Source organism: Pseudoneobacillus rhizosphaerae (assembly GCF_917563885.1).
GTDB lineage: Bacteria > Bacillota > Bacilli > Bacillales > Cytobacillaceae > Pseudoneobacillus > Pseudoneobacillus rhizosphaerae.
Map to the genome: position 1 here is coordinate 19506 of NZ_CAKJTG010000026.1, position 18090 is coordinate 37595.

24 protein-coding genes are annotated in these 18090 nt (G+C 34.7%); 21 read left to right on the forward strand and 3 right to left on the reverse strand.

Annotated elements, in window-relative coordinates; translation table 11 throughout:
- Positions 1 to 73 precede the first annotated feature (73 nt).
- Both LRP83_RS18460 and LRP83_RS18465 read left to right on the forward strand, forming a co-directional pair.
- Entirely contained in the window at positions 74 to 826 is a 753-nt protein-coding gene (locus LRP83_RS18460) for a YwaF family protein (protein ID WP_230498183.1), read from the forward strand.
- A 14-nt stretch (positions 827 to 840) separates the two neighbouring features.
- A complete protein-coding gene (locus tag LRP83_RS18465; protein ID WP_230498184.1) occupies positions 841 to 1332 on the forward strand; it encodes a hypothetical protein in 492 nt (163 codons plus the stop codon).
- Positions 1333 to 1372: 40 nt separating this feature from the next.
- Here LRP83_RS18465 and LRP83_RS18470 read toward each other — a convergent pair whose 3' ends face one another.
- Positions 1373 to 1708 carry a DUF3889 domain-containing protein gene (locus LRP83_RS18470; RefSeq protein WP_230498185.1) on the reverse strand — a complete coding sequence of 112 codons (336 nt, stop codon included), beginning with the start codon at positions 1706 to 1708 and terminating at the stop codon, positions 1373 to 1375.
- A gap of 149 nt (positions 1709 to 1857) precedes the next feature.
- Between LRP83_RS18470 and LRP83_RS18475 the strand changes: the two genes are divergently transcribed.
- The 3 genes from LRP83_RS18475 to LRP83_RS18485 all read left to right on the forward strand — a co-directional run bounded on the left by LRP83_RS18475 (position 1858) and on the right by LRP83_RS18485 (position 3286).
- Complete coding sequence (locus tag LRP83_RS18475) at positions 1858 to 2415, forward strand: hypothetical protein (RefSeq protein WP_230498186.1); 558 nt, start codon at positions 1858 to 1860, stop codon at positions 2413 to 2415.
- 211 nt (positions 2416 to 2626) lie between these two features.
- Positions 2627 to 3025: an SRPBCC domain-containing protein gene (locus tag LRP83_RS18480; RefSeq protein ID WP_354002358.1), complete on the forward strand. Its 399-nt coding sequence runs from the start codon at positions 2627 to 2629 to the stop codon at positions 3023 to 3025.
- Positions 3026 to 3070: 45 nt separating this feature from the next.
- Positions 3071 to 3286, forward strand: coding sequence for a hypothetical protein (locus LRP83_RS18485; RefSeq protein ID WP_230498187.1), 216 nt, complete (start codon positions 3071 to 3073; stop codon positions 3284 to 3286).
- A 533-nt stretch (positions 3287 to 3819) separates the two neighbouring features.
- Here the strand turns inward: LRP83_RS18485 and LRP83_RS18490 are convergent.
- Positions 3820 to 4692 carry a YitT family protein gene (locus LRP83_RS18490; protein WP_230498188.1) on the reverse strand — a complete coding sequence of 291 codons (873 nt, stop codon included), beginning with the start codon at positions 4690 to 4692 and terminating at the stop codon, positions 3820 to 3822.
- A gap of 220 nt (positions 4693 to 4912) precedes the next feature.
- On the opposite strand from LRP83_RS18490, the gene LRP83_RS23375 reads away from it, so the two are divergent.
- From LRP83_RS23375 to LRP83_RS18575, 16 genes are all read left to right on the forward strand, one after another.
- Entirely contained in the window at positions 4913 to 5425 is a 513-nt protein-coding gene (locus tag LRP83_RS23375; protein WP_435531371.1) for a DUF3934 family protein, read from the forward strand.
- 85 nt (positions 5426 to 5510) lie between these two features.
- Positions 5511 to 5960, forward strand: a complete 450-nt coding sequence (locus LRP83_RS18505) for a YndM family protein (RefSeq protein ID WP_230498189.1) — start codon at positions 5511 to 5513, stop codon at positions 5958 to 5960.
- 122 nt (positions 5961 to 6082) lie between these two features.
- Entirely contained in the window at positions 6083 to 7039 is a 957-nt protein-coding gene (gene mraY, locus LRP83_RS18510; RefSeq protein ID WP_230498190.1) for a phospho-N-acetylmuramoyl-pentapeptide-transferase, read from the forward strand.
- 356 nt (positions 7040 to 7395) lie between these two features.
- Positions 7396 to 7914 carry a YfiT family bacillithiol transferase gene (locus LRP83_RS18515; RefSeq protein ID WP_230498191.1) on the forward strand — a complete coding sequence of 173 codons (519 nt, stop codon included), beginning with the start codon at positions 7396 to 7398 and terminating at the stop codon, positions 7912 to 7914.
- Positions 7915 to 8180: 266 nt separating this feature from the next.
- The gene (locus LRP83_RS18520; protein WP_230498192.1) at positions 8181 to 8720 is read left to right on the forward strand and encodes a GNAT family N-acetyltransferase; all 540 of its coding nucleotides are present in this window, start codon (positions 8181 to 8183) and stop codon (positions 8718 to 8720) included.
- Positions 8721 to 8762: 42 nt separating this feature from the next.
- Positions 8763 to 9305 carry a signal peptidase I gene (gene lepB, locus LRP83_RS18525; protein ID WP_230498193.1) on the forward strand — a complete coding sequence of 181 codons (543 nt, stop codon included), beginning with the start codon at positions 8763 to 8765 and terminating at the stop codon, positions 9303 to 9305.
- A gap of 101 nt (positions 9306 to 9406) precedes the next feature.
- Entirely contained in the window at positions 9407 to 10363 is a 957-nt protein-coding gene (locus tag LRP83_RS18530) for a heme-dependent oxidative N-demethylase family protein (RefSeq protein WP_230498194.1), read from the forward strand.
- Positions 10360 to 10824, forward strand: coding sequence for a hypothetical protein (locus LRP83_RS18535; RefSeq protein ID WP_230498195.1), 465 nt, complete (start codon positions 10360 to 10362; stop codon positions 10822 to 10824). The genes LRP83_RS18530 and LRP83_RS18535 overlap by 4 nt, the downstream gene beginning before the upstream one ends.
- A 15-nt stretch (positions 10825 to 10839) precedes the next feature.
- The gene (locus LRP83_RS18540) at positions 10840 to 11796 is read left to right on the forward strand and encodes a PDR/VanB family oxidoreductase (RefSeq protein ID WP_230498196.1); all 957 of its coding nucleotides are present in this window, start codon (positions 10840 to 10842) and stop codon (positions 11794 to 11796) included.
- A gap of 308 nt (positions 11797 to 12104) precedes the next feature.
- The gene (locus LRP83_RS18545; RefSeq protein WP_230498197.1) at positions 12105 to 12227 is read left to right on the forward strand and encodes an FbpB family small basic protein; all 123 of its coding nucleotides are present in this window, start codon (positions 12105 to 12107) and stop codon (positions 12225 to 12227) included.
- A gap of 14 nt (positions 12228 to 12241) precedes the next feature.
- Complete coding sequence (locus LRP83_RS18550) at positions 12242 to 12634, forward strand: sporulation protein (RefSeq protein WP_230498198.1); 393 nt, start codon at positions 12242 to 12244, stop codon at positions 12632 to 12634.
- A gap of 83 nt (positions 12635 to 12717) precedes the next feature.
- Positions 12718 to 13506, forward strand: a complete 789-nt coding sequence (locus tag LRP83_RS18555; protein WP_230498199.1) for a TerC family protein — start codon at positions 12718 to 12720, stop codon at positions 13504 to 13506.
- Between the two features lie 68 nt (positions 13507 to 13574).
- On the forward strand, positions 13575 to 14207 hold the full coding sequence (locus tag LRP83_RS18560) for a protein kinase family protein (protein ID WP_230498200.1): 633 nt from the start codon (positions 13575 to 13577) through the stop codon (positions 14205 to 14207).
- Positions 14208 to 14297: 90 nt separating this feature from the next.
- Positions 14298 to 15623 (forward strand): hemolysin family protein, encoded by a 1326-nt coding sequence (locus tag LRP83_RS18565; RefSeq protein ID WP_230498201.1) that lies wholly within the window; start codon positions 14298 to 14300, stop codon positions 15621 to 15623.
- A gap of 134 nt (positions 15624 to 15757) precedes the next feature.
- Positions 15758 to 16369 (forward strand): hypothetical protein, encoded by a 612-nt coding sequence (locus LRP83_RS18570; RefSeq protein WP_230498202.1) that lies wholly within the window; start codon positions 15758 to 15760, stop codon positions 16367 to 16369.
- Positions 16370 to 16529: 160 nt separating this feature from the next.
- Positions 16530 to 17330: a hypothetical protein gene (locus LRP83_RS18575; protein WP_230498203.1), complete on the forward strand. Its 801-nt coding sequence runs from the start codon at positions 16530 to 16532 to the stop codon at positions 17328 to 17330.
- A 485-nt stretch (positions 17331 to 17815) separates the two neighbouring features.
- On the opposite strand, the gene LRP83_RS18580 is transcribed toward LRP83_RS18575, so the two are convergent.
- Positions 17816 to 18004: a YfhD family protein gene (locus tag LRP83_RS18580; RefSeq protein WP_230498204.1), complete on the reverse strand. Its 189-nt coding sequence runs from the start codon at positions 18002 to 18004 to the stop codon at positions 17816 to 17818.
- Positions 18005 to 18090: the final 86 nt, after the last annotated feature.

Genomic DNA, 18090 nt, shown 5'->3' on the forward strand with positions numbered 1-18090 from the left:
TTGTCACGGGTGGTTCCTAGCACATTTTTAATGTTCTACTGAATCTGTATTTTATCCCATTCACTATGGAATAATGAAAAAAAGTGATGGTGATAAAATGGGAAAATATTTTCAAGCAGACGGTACAGATACATTTCGTTTATTTTCTTTTACACATTGGGCTACATTGTTTGTGCTGTTTTTAATTATTGTCTGTATCTACATTTTTAGAAATACACTAAGAAAAGCTCGTATAAATCTCACCGCCCGACTTGTGCTTGCCGTAATGATGGTAGGCTCGGAAATCTCCCTCCATATTTGGCTTTGGAGCATAAACGAATGGACGATCCAAAATTCATTGCCATTGCATTTAAGTAGCATTTCGATTCTTTTATCTGCGGTATTAGTAGTAACAAAGAGCTACCGACTCTTCGAATTTACCTATTTTGCTGGAGTGGGCAGTGCCCTTCAAGCGATGATCACTCCAGATATAAGCGCGTACACCTTTCCACATTTTCGCTATATACACTTTTTTATCTCACATGGCGGAATTGTCGTGGTTAATTTGTTTATCGTCTTTGTTGAAAAATACAGACCAACATTAACAAGTCTATGGAAGGCATTCCTGTATCTCAATATTTACACAGTGTTTATCTTTTTCCTTAACTATTTTTTAAAAGGTAATTATATGTACATCTCAGAAAAACCAGTCAACCCTTCGCTATTAGATTATTTAGGACCATGGCCCTACTACATACTACCATTGGAATTAATAACTCTGGTCACATTTTTCATACTGTACTTACCATTTTGGTTTTTACATCGAAACAAAAGCAAAAATTTATAATGAGGGAAAATGAAATGTTCCATAACATAAAACAAAACAAAGTCATTTTTTTTATTTTTGGTGTGTATTTAGCTGCTCTAGCTAAAGAAGTCTCCATGCTTTTAAGCTATCGGCAGCAAGCAGATTATCTTCTGTTGGACAGTATAAATCGAGGGGATTTGTTTATCATCATACTCATTTTCTTGATTCTAGTGGATGGACTGGCAATATGGTTTATGTTAAAACAACACCAGGCAGGACTTTGGCTTGCCATTCTTTCTACCATTTTTAAGAGGGTCGAAGAGTATTTCGTTCTCCAGATTTCCTTTGATAATTTTGATCTATTAAAAGATATATTCATTCAAAAGAGACTAGCACAAGGTAGGCCAGTGGATGAACAAATGGTTTCTCAATTTTTAAGTCCTGAGCTTTTTACAATTACTTATGGGTTAATGGGACTTTTTTCAGTTATTATCGTGATTTTATTACTTTGGAAACGAAATTACTTCTATGAGAAAAAAGAGTAGCAAAGTGAATAAATATGCTAATTCTGAATAGGAAATTTGTTTATCTAGTCACTTCCCTAAATTTAATTCCGATTAATCTTTCAGTATTTTTATCAATTTCAATATCCACTAAAACACCAAATTCTTTATCTTTTTCCTTTAGCCATAACTTAAATTTTTCTGTGCTTGAAGTTGTCCCTGGAACTTTTCCAAGATGCAGATAATCCGTAATAGCAGCATTCGGGTACTTTTCTTTTGTTTTCTGCATGGCAAGTTGCCCCCACTTAGCATACGGAGGTACTTCGGCCTTCACGATACTAGATGTGCTAATATTAGGGGTTATGGTCGTTCCTAAATTTAATACAATACCCAAAAATAAACTAACTAATATTTTCATGAATAGCACCTACCTTTTTCTTATCGTTTGCAAGTTTTTTGTTTGATATTCATTAAAAGGAGTAATCGAAATTAAAAGTCTTTATTTTTAAAAAATTTCACTTATAATATGTATGAACCTCCTAAATCGAAAGGATAGAGAAAACAAACATGGTAATAAAAGTACCAATTCAAAAATACATATCAACATTAGTCCTAGTGGCAGCCCATGTCATCGTGATTAGTTTATTAGCACACTTCTTCTTGCCCCAGTTTAGCTTGAATTCTATTATTCTATTAGGATCAGCCTTTTATGTTTTTAAAGTAATTAATTATCTTGTAGCTTCTGTTCATGTGAAAGAGAATTCTATTGTAACTAATGGTTTTTTCAAAAGAGGAAAAGTCATTCCTTATGGGGCCATTCAAGAAGTCGAACTAGAAGGCCCATCGCAATTTAACAGTAATTATATGTTAGCTTTATACGGAGAAAGAAAACCAAACTTAGCCAAAAGGCACGTATTAGCAAGAATACCGATTTTTTGGTTCTCAAGAAGCAAGATTGTTGAGTTGCTGAATACGGTTAAGGAAAACAATTATCGTGTACAATTTCAAAAACAAGTTAGTCTCTTTATGATTGGACAGTATTGGAAGACATTGTTAGTCAATTATGTGATTCAGTATGTGATTTTAGCTGTAATCGTTGTTGTTATTATTACGAAATATAATTAACTTACTTTGGCACCTTGAAACTATTTGTTTTTGGGTGTTTTTATTTGTCCTAAACAGGGGATTCTTTGAACAAGTCGAATACTAAAAGTGGCAAAACAACCAAACATAAAGGGGAATACTAAATGCTGGCAATAATAAAAAAGTAGAAAACGGCCATATTGCCCGATTTGAACGTCATTTCAACCATTCAGTAGAAGACGTTTGGTCCTGGTTGACGGATAATGAAAAACTTCTTAAATGGTTTTCTGAACTTCGAGTTGATGAACTTCGTGAAGGCGGTGTAATTAAGTTTGATATGCAGGATGGCACCATTGAGGAACTAACGATACTAGATCTAGAAATGAACTCCATTCTGGAATTTACATGGGGAGAAGACATTGTTCGTTTTGAGTTAAATCAAGAATCAGATGGCTGCAGCTTAGTTTTAATCGAGAAGATTAAAACCATCACAAACCATACTCCAAAAGACCTTGCTGGATGGCATGTATGTCTAGATGTCATTAATGCCCTGTTAAATGGAAATACAATAGAGGATCAAAAAGAAGAATGGAAAAAGTGGTACGTAAAATATGTTCAAGCTGTAAGTAATATCTCAGAAGTTCAAAATTAATAAATCCAATTCTAACTACTTTCCAAACAACAAGGAAGTGAAATATTGGGTACACTTTTTATTGTTTTAGGACTAATCTGTATCGGCCTATTTTTGAATTCCTTAATAAAGGAATTAAAGAAAGCCAAATCGACTAAAGAAAAGTGGGAAAGGTTTTTTGATGTCCTTTTTGATGAATTTATGGGTATTGCTGGTCTATTTTATGTCGGGATATTATTAGTTCTTTACGGATTGTTAAGAAACTTACATATACTTGATTAAAAAGAAGGCTATCTTAATGGTTAATGTTGATTATCTAACCTAAAACAGTCGAGCGAGAACACCTCGCGAACGCGAAACCCGCCTAAAAGGAAGAAAACGTGCACGCGAGAAGTTCTCGCGAACGCGAAACTCGTCCAAAAGGAGAATAACGTGCACGTGAGAAGTTCTCGCGAACGCGAAACCCGCCCAAAAGGAAGAAAACGCGTACGCGAGAACACCTCGCGAACGCGAAACCCGTCCAAAAGGAAGAAAACGTGCACGTGAGAAGTTCTCGCGAACGCGAAACCCGTCCAAAAGGAAGAAAACGCGCACGCGAGAACTCCTCGCTAACGCGAAATCCGTCCAAAAGGAGAATAACGTGCACGTGAGAAGTTCTCGCGAACGCGAAACCCGCCCAAAAGGGGAAATTGTGCACGCGAGAAGTTTTCGTGTGACCGAATCAAACCAAAAACATTCGGACACTTTTAAAATAGCAACACTATAGATTAACAGAGCCAAAAAAGTTAAAACGCTCATTCCCACATTTTTTTGTGTTAATGAATATCATGCTTTTTAAAGTTTCCGCCTTTTACTTCAGCTACATCATATACAACAACAAAGGCATTTACGTCAATTTCATTAATGATTTCTTTCATTTTACTATCCTCTAAACGGTTTACAATACAAGTGATTTCTTTAAATTGTTCATTTCTATAACCACCTTGAGCAAGTGTATACGTTGCTCCTCGACCTAAACGATCACGAATGACCTCTACCATAACTTCAGGTTGATTAGTGATAATTTTAAAGCTTTTCGAGCCGCTTAATCCTTCTTCGACTATGTGAATAACTTTTGAAGCAATATAGTACGCGATTCCCGATAATATAGCTCCTTGGAGACCAAATACAAATGAAACAACGATAAATACAAACATGTTTAAAAATAATATGAGGTCACTTGTCCCAAAAGGTAATTTTCGTGAAAGAAGTACGGCTAACATATCAATTCCATCTAATGCTCCGCCATTTCGTAAAGCTAACCCCATTCCAAAGCCGATGATAATACCACCGACGACCGTTATTAATAATGTATCTCCATGGATAATGGTTGGAACATGATGCATGAGGGTAGTGCCAATTGATAGGGAAGCAATGCCCATAACTGAATAAATGGCAAAACTTTTACCAATTTGTTTATATCCTAAAAATACAAATGGGATATTTAAAATGCCAATTAAAAGTCCTAGTGGTAAACCAAATAATTTTGAACCAACGATACTCAAGCCTGTTACGCCACCGTCTGATACGTTGTTTGGGATTAATACGGCTTCTAATCCGTATGCTGTTATTAATCCACCAATAATAACTAAAAATACGCGTAAAACCATTTTAAGTTTATTGCTTTTTTGCTTTTTGATTGGACTCATTATCATTCCTCGTTTCAAATTCTTTCCTTATTCACACTAGTTTAACCATTATGTAATAAATCACTTTTACAATATTTTGTTTTTAATAATACTATTTTTTTTTGATAACTCACCACATTCTAATAGAAAATGTTGTATTTTCCCCACACATAGTAAATAATCAATTGAATTGGATAAAACTAAGTAAACGACTAGTAACGTAAAAAATGGAGTGAATTAGATGACGAAACCAAAAGCTAAAGCGAAAAGTGGTACAGGTAGAGGAACAGATAAAAAGGGTTGGAACCGTTGGCAATCTAAGGCTAAGAAAATTAAAAGCGCTAAACCTTATGTAAGTAAAGGTACTAAACAAGATGAAGCTAAATCAGCCAATAAAAATAAGAGCAACTCACCTGTCAAAGAGGAAAAGTCTCTGAAGTTTCCCGATGACGCAAATGGTCAAGCTTTAAAAAGCCTTTACAAAGAGGGAATTGATTTCAAAAAATCACACTCAGTAGAGTTCTTTATAGCAGTACCTGACAAAAAATCTGGCGAAATAGTTTCAGAAGTACTTAAAGCTGAAGGCTTTAACTGTTTCTTGGAGCAAGATGATGAAACAGATGAATGGTCTTGCTGTACTTCTAAAAACATGCTGTTGGATTATGATTCAATCGTTGAAATTCAGAATAAATTAGATCAATTAAGTAAACCACATGGTGGATTTTCAGATGGTTGGGGAGTATTTGTCGATTAGGGAAGAACTAACATTATATTTATACATAGTAAAATGAATAATTTATCAAAAGAAAAGCACAATAAATTTTAAAGGAGGATGTTAAATGAAACATATAAAAGCATTAGCCATAAAATTTATTGCCACCCTTGTTCTTTTGTACATTATTCTTGATGTATTCAATGGTGTTGACTTTAGAAATGTATTTCTCATTTCTCTGGTAGTGAGTGTCGCAGCTTATTTGATTGGCGACATGTTAATCCTACCTCGTACTAATAATACGGTTGCCACCATTGCAGACTTCGCGTTAGCATTTGCGATTATTTGGTTTATGAGTGCAAACTTAACTTATGGTGCCGGCATGATGGGTGAGGCATTTGCATCTGCATTAGCACTAGGTGTATTTGAATTAATGTTCCATCGTTACTTAGCAAATAACATCTTACCAGATCAAGATCATGGTGAAAGACGTTATCAAGGCAACCTACAATATCAAACAGAAGCTTCCGAAGAGCTAACACCAGTTCGACCAGATGTAAGAGACGATAAAGAGTAAGAAATAGTTGATTAAGCTTTACTTCCTTTTGGAGGTAGAGCTTTTTTTATTTTTTAAAGGAAATATCATTATTTTATCGAACTTATTTCATAGATAATAAAGAGAAAAGGAGTAAATGAAAAGTGAGTGATCAAATATTCCCAGCATTAATTTCTTTTGTAGTTGTTTCAATTTTATCTCCACTATTAATTGCTGTTTTGAGAAAACTTAAGCTCATTCAACCGATAAGAAAAGAACTTCCTTCAGATCATCAATTAAAAAAAGGCACTCCGTTAATGTTTGGAATTATTCTTTTTGTAGGAATTATCGTATCAATTCTTTTTTCACCTACTCCATTAATGTATTTCTTGTCTATTACCTACATACTTTTTAGTTTTGTTGGGTTTTTAGATGACTTTTGGAAAGCTTCTCGCCAAGATCCAGGAGGTGTATCGGGTAAGACAAAACTTATTTTTCAATTTTTCTTTACAGGTACTTTGCTTTTCTACGTGATCAACGAACTAGGAGTAGACACCAGCATTAATATTTATAAAAATATTTCCTTGAATCTTCCAATGGCGTTATATGTCATTGTCATCACCTTATTTGTGGTAGGTTCTGCAAATGCCATAAATTTCACAGATGGCTTAGACGGTCTTTTAGGAGTTGTTGCAATCCCTACATACTTTTTCTTTTTTATGGTGTCTGACAGAGCAGAGGTGCAGATTTTTTGTTTAATTATGATTGGATGTTTACTTGGCTTTCTCATTTATAATATATATCCTGCTAAAGCTTTTATGGGGGATACTGGTTCGTTAGCTATCGGGGGATCGCTTTCATTTCTTGCCGTTATTGAGAAAGTTGAAATTTTAATTCCCATTTTGTTCTTTATATATTTTGCTGAACAACTTTCGGTTATTTTACAGGTTTCGTCATTTAAACTTACTCATAAGCGCATTTTTAGAATGACACCGATTCATTATCACTTCGGCTTAAAATATGGATGGTCCGAAACTACAATTGTCTCAGTTTTTGGATTTATTTCTTGGTTTTGTACTTTTATCTGTTTAGCTTATTGGAGATTTCTTCTAAATCCATAAATAAAGTTATAATTATTCCAATGAATAGTAGAGGTAACCAGGCAATGCACAATGCAGAAAAAATATACCAAGGTCGAAAATCCGCCACCACATAAATTGATGTACTAATCATTACCCCGATAATTAAATAGACAGAGATTATTTCCATTTTGTCATCGAACTCCTTTTTATAGTATAAAAAGGTGAACATGTAGGAGTACTTCATTTTGGCATAATAGTAAGATTTTTTAAGTTAAAAAGATCTTCGACTTGAAGATCGTATTAAGTAGCTAGCTTTATGTTCTAAATATGGTATTAAAATAAAATAAAGTGAATAGTCTAATATTGCTCAGAGTTTAAGGAGGTGGAAGATAAGTATGGATTTAAGATATCCTGTTGGTCATTTTAAAATTGAAGGAGAAATTACAACTGAGTTAATTAGTAATTGGATTGCTGAAATAGAAAACGCCCCTCGATTATTAAGGGAAGCAGTTAGGGATCTACAAGATTATCAGTTAAACACACCTTATCGGCCTGGAGGATGGACAGTCCGGCAAGTTGTTCATCATTTACCAGATAGTCATCTAAACAGTTATATTCGTCTTAAATTAGCACTTACAGAGGAAAAACCAGTCATAAAGCCATATAAAGAGGATAAATGGGCAGAACTTCCAGATTCTAAATTGCCGGTTGAGGTTTCTCTTCAGCTTATGGAGGCTATACATAGTCGATGGGTAAGTATATTAAATACATTATCACCAAGTGAATTAGAAAAAACATTTTACCATCCAGAATCAGGGGAAAATTCCATTGCCTCAATGATAGCTCTATACGCATGGCATAGTCGCCATCATATCGCACATATTACATCGCTGCGTAATCGATTGGGCTGGTAACAAAACGAATCTTCATAACTTCCACATAAGTTCCCTATAATTTCTACACAGGTATTTTTTAATATAAAGGTAACTTAATTTGAGTTTTAGGGGAATAGGACCTCTAATCTTAAAAACCTTCCCATAATTTGATTGGTACATATGTATCAATCTTTTTTTTGCCCATTTTGTATTTACTTTAAGTAGGAGTTTTTCGTAAAAGCGAATAATTTGTTATAATGAAAAGGAAAATAAATTCCTATGTGGAATCTTTAATAGGAGACAACATGAAACAAACTATTACATATAAATTAATGGATTTAATTATTTTACAAACAACTAGCTTAAAAAAATTCAATCGATATCAAGAGACAAATCGTGTATGGTATAAAGACAATGAACAATTCAATATAAAAGCAGACCACTTTGTTGAACAGTGGGATGACGATATAAAGATACTTGTCCTTCAAGATTTACAGCAATGCGTTAATTCAGGCGGGATTGTAGTTGGAGCCTTTTTAGAAGATGATTTAATTGGTTTTGCTAATGTCGAAGGAGAATTGTTCGGTAGCAAACAGGAATATCGAGAACTCACCTACATCCATGTTTCTAATGAGTTTAGAAATGGTGGAATCGGAAAGAAGTTATTTCAGCTTTGTTGTCAGAAAGCAAAGGAAATGGGTACCAAGAAGCTATATATTGGAGCACATCCTTCAGAAGAAACGCAGCATTTTTATCGGAATTTAGGATGTACCTATGCTGTTGAAATCAATCAATCTATATTTGATAAAGAGCCATTAGATATTCAGTTAGAGTTTGTATTGTAACTGTGATAATGGTGTAATCATATAAGATAGGGAGTTGGAACAATGTCGAAATCTAAAACACTAGCTGAAATGAAAAGTTGGATTCTTTCATTATCGATTGCTGTTGGTATCGTTTTAATAGTAAGAACGTTTTTATTTGCTCCGTATATCGTTGAAGGGGCATCAATGGAACCGACCTTGCATAACCAAGAAAAAATATTTGTTAATAAGTTAACAACTGTTACTGGTTTTGCTAGAGGTGAAATCGTTATTATTAAAGGATCAGAAGATAACTATGTAAAAAGAATCATTGGTCTACCTGGTGATAAAATTGAAATGAAGAATGATCAATTATTTGTAAATGGAGAAGTAGTAAAAGAATCCTATTTAGCTTATAACCGTGAGGTAGCAGAACAAATGGGGGTTTACTTAACCGAAGACTTTGAAACCGTTACTGTCCCGAAAAACCAATACTTTGTTATGGGGGATAACCGACTAGTCAGCATGGATAGTCGTAATGGTTTAGGATTAATTAAAGAAAATCAAATTGTCGGAAGTCCAGAATTTGTGTATTTTCCATTTAAGGAATTTAGAACAGTAGAATAGTTGTGTTTGAGAATTGATAAGAAAAGAACGCATTACTCAGTGATGGCGTTCTTTTTTTTCTATAAATAAAAATATTAAATATTCAAAAAAGGGTGGGTTTTATGACTTACATAGACAACCTAGAGCAATTTCCATATCCATTTAAGGGCAATATGTATCGCTACTCTAACAATTCCATCCCGCTCGATGTTCCAAAAAGTGTCGATATCACTTCCAACTATGAAGAAGAAATTAAACTAAAGCGACAATTGCTCAGAGACCATCCAAAAAGATGTTTTCAATCCCTATCACATACCTTAAAAGCACAGTGGGAAATCCTCGCTCTAGTTATGAATCATCTCGTAAACTACTATCCTGATAAATTTTCATTAACTAAAACCAATACCTTATGGACCTTCCGAAACCTAATACTAAACGAAACGCAACAGTTTATTTATGGCGATGAATCCACACTTCTACAACAACCACTGGATTTCATCGGAAGACATGTTCAAGAGGACCTTATTTTAATGAGTGAACGTGATGGTAACCTGTACTTGGATGCTGGTCAGCTGTGCTTTCCTGCAAATTGGTCGCTTGCTTTTGATCTTGGAATGAGCTTTAGAGAAATACATTACCCCATACCAGGTTTTAAGGAAGAGAAATTAGATGATCGAATTTTAAACTTTCTTCTCCGACTTGAGGCTGGAAACCCATGGGGGAGAAATAATTGGTCTTTAATGGCTGGGAATCGTCTTGATACTTCACTCGAAACCTTCGACGATTGGGGAAAGGGACGTAAGCAGGTGACCGCTGAAAATGCTGGTGATTTGGTCCATTTACGTGTCGAGGTGCAAACGCTATTTCGACTTTCAAGAAGCAATGGCATTCTATTTACCATACATACTCATCTGCTGCCTTTAAGGAAATTGGCAGAAAAGCGAGCATGGTTGGAGCAGTTTTATCACATTCTCCAAGAGCTTCCACCTTATATTGTCGATTATAAAGGACTTTCCTTGTTTAAGGATGTCGTTATTGACTATTTGAAAGTTCAACTAGAAAAGGAAGACGCTTCATGAAAAATCAACCCATATTCGTTCAAAGTAAGCGTAAATATTTGTTTCTTGCTGATCAAAAAGGATTGACCATATTAAACCCAATTATCGAACAAGCAATAATAAATAATGACTCTTTTGAAGTGGTGTTTCTTGGTAAACAGAAGGAATTCCTGCATACAGATATAGCCCATTGGTTAAGTCAGCAAAAGATGGGTACTTATCTTTACGTCTGTCTTCCATGGAAAGAACTACATCCAATCAAACTAAAGATTGAAGAAGTTGGCTTCTCTGAAGAGGAATATCAATGGTTTGGACATGGTGACAAATCGAAAAATGTTTTTTGTTGCCGATGCCATGAAATCACGGAAGTAGCAAACGGAGAAGTAGAGATAAATTGCCAATACTGTCATCTACTCTTAGAAGTTTCTGATCACTATTCTGCGCTCCGTCATGCCTATCTTGGCTATGTTGCAAAACTTTAACAAGGGGACTGTTGCATGAAAGAACATACAATTCCTGTTTTTATTAAATCAATTGAAAAGTTAACGCCACAGGTTAAGCAATTTACACTTTCACCTATAAATATGACGAAACTTCCTCCGTTTAGTGGAGGGTCACACATTATAACCTATATAGCTGGTGAAAATGGATTCATTACTAGGGCATACTCTTTAACAAATCTACCTGACCAAACTGATTCCTATCAAATTGCTATTCGCTTAAGTGAGAATTCCAATGGGGGTTCAAAGTATTGGCATGAAAGCATAAAAATGGGTGATTTCCTAAAAATCAGTTACCCTAAAAATCATTTTCCTTTAAGCTTTAAAGCGAAACATCATGTTTTTTATGCAGCTGGAATTGGGATTACTCCCTTTCTTTCCATGATGGCAGAGTTAAGAGAACGTAAAACTACCTTTGAATTGCATTATGCTTCAAAATCAGAGGATTTATGTTCTTTCTACTCCCTTATAAAAGAAAATTTTGCAGATGAAACTACCTTTTATTTTTCAAATAGGCATAACAAATTAAGTAATGAAACGCTGCTTGATCATAGAATTGGTACCCATGTTTATTTCTGCGGACCGGAATCGTTTATTTCAAGTTTTAGGAATGAGGCAGAACGCCTAGGATATCCCAAATCAAGCATTCACTTTGAACATTTTGCTGTATCATTTTCAAAAAATAATAAAGCATTTCAAGTGAAACTAACTACGGGTTCAAGCATTTCTGTATCTAAAGATCAAACCTTACTAGAAGCATTATTAATAAACGGAATCAACGCTCCTTATTCCTGCAGAGTTGGACGCTGTGGGACCTGTGAGGTAAAGGTAATCGAAGGTGAAATTGAACATAATGATACCTTCTTAACAGAGGATCAAAAAAACGGGCATGAGTGTATGTTAACCTGTGTATCACGAGCTAAATCTGAGAAATTAGTTATTCAACTTAATTAAAAAGTGATTTCGAGAAAAATTTAGTCTTAAGATGGAGAACTTAGAATTATCCAAAAACGATTTGACGAAATCATAGATTTATAGTATATTCATATTTATAATTAAATAATCAATCTCCTAAAGGGGAGTAGCTTTTACAGCAAAGTCGTCATTTCAGAGTAGTATTACTCTCGGCTTTGTTGGCAACTTTATCGTTGTTAGCAAGACCTTTACCCACTGGTAAAGGTCTTTATTTGTTTTAAAAAACCTTTACCGAATATGGTAAAGGTTTTTTGTTTAATTGAAAAAAGTTTAAGGGAGAGTTCGGAATGAGAAAAGAAAAAATTTCATTTTTAAATTTAATGGAAAAAAACAAGGAAGAAATTTTGAAGGACAAAAAAAAGCTTGAAAAGATTGAAAAGCGTATCGAAGAAAAATATATAAAAAAATAGGAAGGGAGATAAGCATGATACTAAGAAAATACATGTCACTTTTAGGAGTAGGTTCAGCCACCATCGATTTAATTTTACCGAAGGAAACTTATTATCCTGGAGAATTCATTGAGGGGATTTTCATGATAAAAGGCGGAACTGTAGATCAACAAATTAAACGAATCGAATGTGATTTAGTGATGACGGATCTAACAAATGGTAATGAAAAAGTAATTGATACAACAACGATTTTGACTTCAAAGCTTATTCAATCAGAAGAGTCTGATCAATTAACCTTTACCTTTAAATTGGCGGATTATATTCCTACCTCCTCAGATGAAAGGTCTTACCGTTTTAAAACACGGTTAACCTTTAACGAAGGGGTAGAAAGTAAAGACCAAGATATCATTCAAATCATTTCTAAGTGAATTAAATAAAGGATTAAACTTGAAGGAATGGTGAAAATAAATCTAAGCCTAACACTTCAGATTCAAATATACAGGAGGATAATATGGAACTATCCATTTTATTAGAATACAGCTGGGTATTATTGCTTTTAATAGCTATTGAAGGATTGCTTGCCGCCGATAATGCTCTTGTTTTAGCAATCATGGTTAAGCATCTCCCAGATGAAGAAAGAAAACGTGCCTTGTTTTATGGTTTAGCCGGTGCCTTTGTGTTCCGATTTGGCTCCTTGTTTGCGATTTCCTTTCTCGTAGATGTATGGCAGGTTCAGGCGATTGGAGCACTTTATCTTTTATTCATCGCCTTCAATCATATTTTTAGAAAATTAGTCGTAAATAAAGGAAAAGAGAAGAATAAAATAGAAGAAAAGAAAAAATCTGGATTCTGGGCAACAGTTATTAAAGTTGAATTAGCGGACATAGCTTTCGCGGTGGACTCCATCCTTGCAGCTGTTGCATTGGCTATGGCTCTTCCTAATACGAACCTTCCCAACATCGGTGGACTTGATGGTGGTAAGTTCTTAGTCATCTTTGCTGGTGGTCTAATCGGTTTGGTTATTATGCGTTTTGCAGCAAATTTCTTTGTAAAGTTGCTTCAAACAAGACCTGGACTGGAAATTGCCGCTTTTGCAATAGTCGGCTGGGTAGGGGTTAAACTAGCTGTTTTCACTTTAGGACATAAGGATGTGGGAGTTATCCCTTATGAGTTTGCTCATTCTACAACTTGGAAGATTATCTTTTATGCGGTATTGATACTCATTGCAGTTGCAGGTTGGTTCTTGTCAAAGGATAAAGCAGGTCGTCCAAGTGGGGAACATTCTCCTGGAACGGTATAATAATTAAATTCAAACGCCGCCTTTTACTTGGCGGCTTTCGTTTCACTTTACGGAAAGGAGAAATTTTATTGAAATCATTCAGTGAATTAGCCCAAAGTGTGAAGTTTTCTAATAATGGCTTTAGAGTAATACTGAATGACAAAGATCCTAGCTTAGAATTTATTGGAGCAGGTAGAAGTGCATTTGTGTTTAAAATCAAGCATACTGACAAAGTAATTAAAGTGTTTTTTCCATCCTTTACAAAATTAGCGAAAGAAGAAGCTGAAATATACAATATTCTAGAAGGTATTCCTTTTTATCCGAAGCTCTACGATTCAGGGGGAAATTACTTAGTTATTGATTATATCGAAGGACATACCCTTTTTAACTGTTTGGAAAAAGGCTACCCTATCACAAATAAAAATGTAAGTGAAATAGATGAAGCGCTTAATCTTGCCGTAAGTAAAGGGTTAAATCCATCTGATGTACATTTGCGAAATATAATCTTAACGCCCGAGGGAAGCATTAGAATGATCGATGTGGCTCGATTCCGACAAACGAAAACCTGTACTCAGTGGAACGAGTTGAAGACAGCTTTCTTTAAGCTCTATAAGCGTCGGATTTTCCCCAAAAAAATTCCTGCCCTATTACTCAACTTTATCGCCCTGTTATACAAAAGAAAACTATTGCCATCATTATCCTTTTTATTAAATCATGTATAATAAGGACTTATTTTTTGAAAAATACGGAAGAATATACTAACTTATAATAGTCGATATACTATTTATTGAAACCCCTGGAGGCTGGTCTTTTTGGCAACTGAAATATTGGTACTTATAGTACTAATACTTATAAACGCATTTTTTGCTGCATCTGAAATCGCTTTGATTTCATTAAATGATAATAAAATAAAACTAAATGCTGAAAGTGGAGATAAAAAGGCGAAAATGCTTCAAAATCTACTCTCAGAACCAAGCCGTTTTTTAGCTACGATTCAAATAGGTATCACTCTTGCCGGATTCCTAGCGAGTGCCTTTGCGGCTGGAAGCTTTTCAGGGAGGTTAACTGAATTCCTGATTGACATGGGAGTTCCAATCCCAAAAGATATGCTTGAAACGATTTCCGTTGTCTTCATCACATTAATTCTTTCCTATTTTACGTTAGTTGTTGGCGAGCTTGTACCGAAACGGTTAGCTTTACAAAAAGCAGAGGCCATTGCTTATACGGCAGTTGGTCCGCTTACTATATTATCAAAGGTTACAGCCCCGTTTGTTAAATTATTGACCTTATCCATGAACGTAATTGTGCGATTATTTGGTGTCGACCCAAATGCCGAGGATGAGAACGTGACCGAAGAAGAAATTCGAATGATGGTCGATGTTGGAAAAGAAAAAGGTACAATCCAAGATATTGAAAAAGTAATGATTAACAATATTTTTGAATTTGACAATAAAACGGTGTCCGATATCATGACTCATCGAACAAATATTGTCGCTATACCTATAAATTATGGTTTAAAGGAAACAGCACGAACTGTAAATCTTGAAAAATACACAAGATTTCCTGTATACGATGACAATATCGATCATATCGTTGGTATTGTTCATGTGAAAGACTTGATCCAATTTATAGAAGATTGCGATGAAGAAAAGTTTAATTTACGAGAACTGATTCGTGATCCGTATTTTGTTCTAGAATCTATTCGAATTGACCATCTGTTTAAAGAAATGCAAAAGAATAATATCCACATGGCCATTGCCGTAGATGAATATGGTGGAACAGATGGTATTGTGACAATTGAAGATTTAATAGAAGAAATCGTTGGAAATATCTTTGATGAACATGATGACATGGATATTCATGACGAGGATATCATACAGTTAGATTCCAACACGTATCTATTCCCAGGGACAACCAATCTTTACGAAGTGGAGGATATATTAAAAGTGGAATTGCCTGATCGAGATTACGATACGATAAGTGGTTTTGTAATTGGTCAATTAGGCTACATTCCAGTAGGAGACCAACAACCATACATTGAATATCAAAATATCACCTTTGAAGTGGATGAAATGGATGAGCTCCGAATTATGAAAGTAAAGGTAACGGTGAAAGAAGTAGACGCATCAGAAGAATAACACAAACGTCACTAAGAACGCTCTTAGTGGCTATTTTTTTTGGAAGAATAGTGAGACTTTCCATAATTCATTACTATTTTAAAAAAATTATCTATTTATTTTAATCATAAATATGTTAAAATAGTCTCAATATTATGATAGATTTACTACAAGATTCACTAAAAAATACAGAGGTGCAAAAGATGAAAAAAATGGTCATGATTTTAAGTCTAATGGGAACTCTTTTACTGGCTACTGCTTGTTCTGAACAAGCCACAAAAGAGACTGAGAAGGATAATGAACAAGTAGAATCTGAAAAGGCAGAAACTGATACTTCAGCGGTAATTGATGACGAGACAGCTGAAGAAATTCCAGGTGATGTGGAGTATGTCGAAGCGGAGCTGCCTGATAAACCAGAATACAATCAAATTTTCTCTATTTTCTTAGATGATCAAATGGAAGAATCCTTTAAAAAGCTTGTCGGAGAAGATTTAGATATTTTCCGAGTTACGTTTCAACAAATCACACCAGTACCTACGGACGATGAGAGCGTTTATGCGTTTCACGGATATATGCCTGGTCTTGAAGGTGTAGCGGAAGGTGTAGTTATTTTTGATGATAAGGGCAAGATGTGGGCAGCTACTTCAGAAGGGGAAAATGTTAATTTTTACTCAAATAGCGGTGATGTAAATCAACACCACCCGATTATTGAAGACTGGAGAATGAGCTTCTTTTCCGGTAGTCCAGTTGTTTATAAAGGACAGTAACTATAATTTGTGATAAAAAATGTGCCAAAAGCTAATATATGCTTTTGGTATTTATTTTAGTTAAAAATTAATTTTATTCTAGCGATTATTTATGAAGGAATTTAATCGAGAATAGGAGAATAGTTTTAGTTGGTTGACTTAATTGAAGAGGAGTAATTTTATGAAGAAGAAAAGTAGTGCATTTATTCTTCTTTTGATCGCTTTTCTAGTATTTTCAAATACTGGATATGCAAAATCGGTTAGTAAGAGAATAACTGCTATATTTGGGTCAAATGTAATTAAGGTAAATGGGAAGACACAGAATACAGAGACGTTAGCAAATGGTTCAAAAGTGTATGTTCCAATTAATGATTTAACAAAACTGACAGGTGCAGCCGTTAAAAAAACTGGAACAACATACGCTATTACACCGGTCGTGAAAGATGATGGTGTAACAAAAAAACAAGTGGATGCCGTGAAGAAAGACTTAGCAGGAGTTCAAAAAGACCTTGATGACGTTCAAATAAAGGTTAAATTTATGAATCATTACAAAATGTTAGAGGATTTTACTGTTCATCTTTATATGTTCAGCGAATATCTTGATATGGCCTACTTTGAAATTCGTGATGGTGGAGGTAAAGGTCCACTAAACAAAACTCAGCAATATTATAACGATTTAAATGGATTGCTAGATGATCTAACTAAGGAATATTCAAAGCTAGAGACAACAGCAAAAAAAGTAGGATTTGATTATAAAGAAGATTCTAGAATCGTGAAGGACATCATTGCAGTTTACAAAAGCTCATTAGAATCAATGGGAGAGTCGTTAGATCTTTTAGAAGAATATGCAGAAACGTCTAATGATAACATTGCAGATGAAAGCTTTAATAAATCTTCAGAAGCATTAGATTTAGCCTATGATGCTGAGGATTTATCACTTCAAGGCTATAGTTATTACTTAAGTGAAATAAGCGGTAGATAATGATAACGGCCCTTCCACTTGGAGGGCTTTTAGTTTGAATATTTTTATTAGGAATTTGCTGGCGTCGTATTAGTACTTTATCCCCATCGTTATCCACCGGCAAAAGTTGGATTTAATGCAATTTATCTGACTTATCCACACTGTCCACAGAGTTATCCTCAGGTTTATACACAGTATTATGAACAAATAATCCACAGAATTGACCTATTTATCCACTAGGATCTTTTTTTGTTGATATTGGAACAAATGAAAAAGACTTGCAACTAATCCTAATGATGAAGTGAGTTCACATTCTATTCATATTTAACAACGTTAATATGTTAAGAAACTGTGAAATGAATTGAATCTGAGTACTCTCTGCAGTATATTATGAGTGTAGAGAAGAAGTATCCTCTCTTACATGAAAATTGCATGATGACTTTTGTTTTTAATTCCCCCTTATATTATTTTTTGAAGCAGGATGACAAATCATCCTGCTTCCTTTTTTACTTTTTTTTCCGTGATTGTACTCGTTGGTTAGCAGCGTTAGCTCGTGCTAGAGCTTCTAAGTCAGCGCCATCTGCCATCTCTTTTGAAAACTCCACATCATTACCATCGGATTTTAAATTCTTTGGTACTTGAGGAAGGCTTGCTTTGTTTCGGTCTCGAGTTTTATGTCCATGTGATCTACCCATTACTAAAATCCCCTTTCAAAACAATAAGGTACGAAAACATAATTGTTTTCGTACCTTATTGTTTGTTAAAACAGTGAAATTATGAG

Coding starts and splice junctions, on each gene's coding strand:
- LRP83_RS18460 (WP_230498183.1), top strand. CDS start 74: ATGAAAAAAAGTGATGGTGATAAAATGGGAAAATATTTTCAAGCAGAC.
- LRP83_RS18465 (WP_230498184.1), top strand. CDS start 841: ATGTTCCATAACATAAAACAAAACAAAGTCATTTTTTTTATTTTTGGT.
- LRP83_RS18470 (WP_230498185.1), bottom strand. CDS start 1,708: ATGAAAATATTAGTTAGTTTATTTTTGGGTATTGTATTAAATTTAGGA.
- LRP83_RS18475 (WP_230498186.1), top strand. CDS start 1,858: ATGGTAATAAAAGTACCAATTCAAAAATACATATCAACATTAGTCCTA.
- LRP83_RS18490 (WP_230498188.1), bottom strand. CDS start 4,692: ATGAGTCCAATCAAAAAGCAAAAAAGCAATAAACTTAAAATGGTTTTA.
- LRP83_RS23375 (WP_435531371.1), top strand. CDS start 4,913: ATGACGAAACCAAAAGCTAAAGCGAAAAGTGGTACAGGTAGAGGAACA.
- LRP83_RS18505 (WP_230498189.1), top strand. CDS start 5,511: ATGAAACATATAAAAGCATTAGCCATAAAATTTATTGCCACCCTTGTT.
- LRP83_RS18515 (WP_230498191.1), top strand. CDS start 7,396: ATGGATTTAAGATATCCTGTTGGTCATTTTAAAATTGAAGGAGAAATT.
- LRP83_RS18520 (WP_230498192.1), top strand. CDS start 8,181: ATGAAACAAACTATTACATATAAATTAATGGATTTAATTATTTTACAA.
- lepB (WP_230498193.1), top strand. CDS start 8,763: ATGTCGAAATCTAAAACACTAGCTGAAATGAAAAGTTGGATTCTTTCA.
- LRP83_RS18530 (WP_230498194.1), top strand. CDS start 9,407: ATGACTTACATAGACAACCTAGAGCAATTTCCATATCCATTTAAGGGC.
- LRP83_RS18535 (WP_230498195.1), top strand. CDS start 10,360: ATGAAAAATCAACCCATATTCGTTCAAAGTAAGCGTAAATATTTGTTT.
- LRP83_RS18540 (WP_230498196.1), top strand. CDS start 10,840: ATGAAAGAACATACAATTCCTGTTTTTATTAAATCAATTGAAAAGTTA.
- LRP83_RS18545 (WP_230498197.1), top strand. CDS start 12,105: ATGAGAAAAGAAAAAATTTCATTTTTAAATTTAATGGAAAAAAACAAG.
- LRP83_RS18550 (WP_230498198.1), top strand. CDS start 12,242: ATGATACTAAGAAAATACATGTCACTTTTAGGAGTAGGTTCAGCCACC.
- LRP83_RS18555 (WP_230498199.1), top strand. CDS start 12,718: ATGGAACTATCCATTTTATTAGAATACAGCTGGGTATTATTGCTTTTA.
- LRP83_RS18570 (WP_230498202.1), top strand. CDS start 15,758: ATGATAGATTTACTACAAGATTCACTAAAAAATACAGAGGTGCAAAAG.
- LRP83_RS18575 (WP_230498203.1), top strand. CDS start 16,530: ATGAAGAAGAAAAGTAGTGCATTTATTCTTCTTTTGATCGCTTTTCTA.
- LRP83_RS18580 (WP_230498204.1), bottom strand. CDS start 18,004: ATGGGTAGATCACATGGACATAAAACTCGAGACCGAAACAAAGCAAGC.